Raw genomic sequence first — 3,980 nt, 5'->3', positions numbered from 1 at the left:
ATAAGCTATTGCTTCGTCAAAACACTGTTGCAGTGGCATCCTATCTTCTGGAGCTATATACTGGAAATATTCAGTATAGGTAGGTTCTGAATTTGCTGGGTCGAAGCCAAAAATCTCGAATAATTCTTCTGACCAGCTCATTTTTTTAGTAGCAACATCTAGCTGCCAACTACCGATATGAGAAATCCTTTGAATTTCAGCTAGTAATTCTCGACTTTCTCTGAGTAGGGTTTCTTCCTGGGTGCGCTCAGTAATATTGCGAAGTACCACTAATACTTCATCCTCTGTGAGAGGAACTATGCGAGCTTCCTCAAATTTCTCTTCCCCATTGTTGGTAATAGCATATTCATAGGTTTGTAATTTTTGAGTTGCTAAAGCTTGTTGAGCTAGTCGAGTTAGTTCTTGCAATATTGGAGCAGTAAATAAATCTACCAAGTTTTCTGTGTTCGTTTCTGAGCTTGGAACCAGCAGTCGAAACATTTTTTGATTAATCAGCTCGATTTTTGTACCATCCTGTTTCATCCGAATCATTATATCTGGTATGGTTTCAAGTAGAGCGCGAATTGTTTTTTCTTTCTCACGCAGCGCTGCTTCTGTTTGTTTGCGCATGCTAATATCTCGATGTATTCCTGCCATTCTCAGGGGTTTGCCTTGACTATCTCTAGCTACAACTTCGCCATAGTTTGCTATCCACTTCCATGCTCCAGATTTTGTCCGCACCCGATAATCAAACTTATAGGGAATAGAATCATCTTTGAGATGACTATTGAGAGTTTCCATTACCATTGCTTTGTCTTCTGGATGAATCAAGCTTTCCCAAGTTTCTATATTTGGTGGTAATTCCCCTGGTTGGTAGCCTAGCATTTTCACCCAGCAAGGACTGAAATATACCTCATTTTTAGTTATATCCCAGTCCCAAAAACCATCCCCAGAGCTTTCGACCACCAGTTGTAGTCGTTCTTGATTTTGTTGTTGGATGAGTTCAGCTAATTTTTGAGAATTAATATTCTTAACTGTTAACAGTAAATATTTGGGAGAACCGTCCGGGTGTCGAATCATCGAAGCTATTTCCTGACCCCAAACTAAAGTTCCATTTTGATGAATATATTGTTTTTCCAGAGAAAAGTAGGATATTTCCTGAGAAATAAGTTGCTGAATTAGGATTGATGCTGATTCTAGATTCCTAGCTTGTGTTACCTGGTGATAATTTAGGTTTAACAATTCTGCTTCAGAATATCCCAGGAATTCACATAAAATCTGATTTACTTGTAAAAATTTTCCTGTGAGTGAGCAAATAGCGATTCCTTCTGTCGTATTTTCAAATATTTTTTGGAATGATTCTTGGCTTTCTTGCCTAGCTCTTTCTGCTTCCTGAAAATTTGTTTGATCTCGCAGATTAGCTATAATTCCGGTGATTTTGCCATTTTCATCATAATAAGGTGAATAAGTACGAATTATATATTTTTTACCAATCAGATTTAAGTTTACCCACCCCTGAATTTCTACAGTTTCACCAAGCAAACATCTTTTAAATGGTTGTTTAAAAAAAATTTCAAATGTTTCTTCGCCAAAAATTTCTTTGATATTTTTACCAATTATCCGTTCAGATTCTTGATTCATTAATTTGAGATATGCTGGATTAACTAATTGGTAGTTATAGTTTGTATCTAATAAACATATAGCCTCACCACTTAAGGAAAATATTCGTTCACATATTCTTAAATTATTATCAATTTTAGGCATATTTATTCAGTTATCAGTTTATCAGTTATAGCAATTCCCAAAAAGGGTGAGGTACGCGCATTCTTTGGTTTTAGGGAACAGGGAACACCGGATCTGGGAACAGGGAACACCGGATCTGGGAATAGTAATTCTCGTTCCGTAGGATATAGATAAACAAGAAAAACAACTGTACCTCCGAGAGCTTGGGAAACGCTATATCAGTTATCAGTTATAGCGCTACTTGAAAAGGGAAAAGGGAAAAGGGAACAGGGAACAGGGAACAGCAGACTATCAAAGGGTTTTTCTTATAGGGAAATGCTCCGCAAACAGGATTTAGAACTGCCCTAACCTTTGCTTCGACTGCTATATTAGTTAGCTTCCTGCGGAATAACTGCCTCTGTTATCAGTTATCAGTTATCAGTTATCAGTTAGCTTCCTGCGGAATAACTGCCACTCCCCCACTCCCCTACTCCCTACTCCCTACTCCCTACTCCCTGTTTTATATCTAAATACTATCAGTCACACTACTAAAATTAAACGCCTTCACCCTCACCCCAGGCAAAACACTATTACCATAACGATCTACTTTGCTCACAGCATCCACATCCCACAACATATCTGGCAAAACCTGATTAAACCGCAAATTTTTAATCGGATAAACCACTTTCCCATCCTCAACCCAAAAAGTACCATCCCGTGTCATCCCCGTTACCTCCAAAGTACGCGGATTCACATAACGCACATACCAGGAACGATTTACCAAAATAGCTCGCTCCGTCCGGGAAATCAAATCGGCCAAACTTTCCTCAGAACCCTGCATTACTATCGGAAACATAGAACCAGTAGGTTGCTTCCCCTGTTGTGCTGCCCAATACCGACTATAAGATAAGGTTTGTGGCACACCATCCTTAATTACTTCCAGATAATGATTACTCAACCCATCACCAGAAAAATTCCCTAACTGTAACAAAGGATGACCCGGATAACGTTGTAACTGCACCAACGGACTAAACATTTGTTCCCCGACTCGGTTGCCCTCTGGTTTCCCAGTTTCGTCAGTACGGGACATAAACGATCGCCCTTCATCTGCTGCTCGTGCATCCAGATTAAATATTAGCCAAATCAATAAATCAGCTAAAGCAGCTCCACTGAAAATCACGGGATAAACACCGGGACTAAATTCTTTGGGATTGCGAGAAGCAAAGGCACGGTTAATCAACTCTTCACTCAGACTTTCAGTGGGTAATTGATTTATACCCCAGGCAGTGCTACGACTCCAACTAGAGCCATTTTCGATTCTTGCCGTAAAACTAAAGTCTGCTGTTGTATATTTATTACAGGCGCGTAACCCAAGTGAGTTGGCGATCGCTCCTAAAGATGTATCTGTACTCAGAGTACCGGAGCCATCTACTCCTGCTTTGGCACTCATGGTGCATACCTGTTGGACTATTTCTCCTCGCCCCAGTGGGGAAATAGTAGCAGTCAACTCATCAAAGGCCGGAGTACGATTTTCGTATTGTTGGGGTTCTAGCAGTGGGACCCACTCTGGGTCTTGTGGAGCGATACGGGCGAGTTCTTCGGAACGGCGAATGGTGGCTGTAATGGCATCTGGATCTAGTTCTGTAGTTGAGGCAGTGGCGCTGCGAGTGCCGAAATAGCTGGTGATGTTAAGTGCAAATTTTGTTTTGCTAATATTTTGGCTAATTTGATTTTCTGAGTAGCGAGTTAGAGATGATTCGTTGTTGCTAAGACTAACGAAAATACCTTCGGCGTCAGATTTTTTTACGGTTGTTTCTACTAAGGATAATGCTTCCTCTTGACTGAGAATATTTGGTTTGATTTGTGTGGTCATTTCAGTTATCAATTATTGTAAGTATTCAGCCGTCAGCTTTTGGTTTTAGATAAAAGCTTTTTTAAACCTCGCTTAAGGGCGGAGTCTTATTAAGCCAGACTTAAATCTTACTACAAAAGCCGGGTCTTATTGCTGATAGCTGACAGCTAATATCATGTCTCATTAAATAACTGTAATAAACAATCTTTCTCCAACCTCGTAGGGACGTTGCATGCAACGTCCCTACACTGGGGTTAATTAGGGTTTGCTGAAAAAGTCTTTTTAAGGAGTAGGGGAGTAGGGGAGTGGGGGAGTAGAGAGTAGTTAGGAGGAACAGAGAATTTATAGATGAGGTAGTCAGATATGAGAGTCCCTTGATTGTTCTGCAATTATTCTGCCTTTTATGCTGACTTTTTGAGCGAAATCA

General features: G+C 40.2%; 2 protein-coding genes. Both read right to left on the bottom strand.

Annotated features, from left to right (window positions below; genetic code table 11):
• Window positions 1–1,743 (bottom strand): PAS domain S-box protein (locus F6K22_RS34685; protein WP_293108917.1); only part of this gene is annotated, 1,743 nt, incomplete at its 3' end.
• Between the two features lie 484 nt (window positions 1,744–2,227).
• Window positions 2,228–3,574 (bottom strand): TldD/PmbA family protein, encoded by a 1,347-nt coding sequence (locus F6K22_RS34680; RefSeq protein WP_293108915.1) that lies wholly within the window; start codon window positions 3,572–3,574, stop codon window positions 2,228–2,230.
• Window positions 3,575–3,980 lie beyond the last annotated feature (406 nt).

This window comes from Okeania sp. SIO2F4, from assembly GCF_010672385.1.
Classification (GTDB): Bacteria; Cyanobacteriota; Cyanobacteriia; order Cyanobacteriales; family Microcoleaceae; genus Trichodesmium.
This window is presented reverse-complemented; position numbering and strand designations above follow the sequence as displayed.

What these genes read in the sequence shown, in the direction of transcription:
- F6K22_RS34680 (WP_293108915.1), bottom strand. Translation starts at nt 3,574, where the DNA reads ATGACCACACAAATCAAACCAAATATTCTCAGTCAAGAGGAAGCATTA.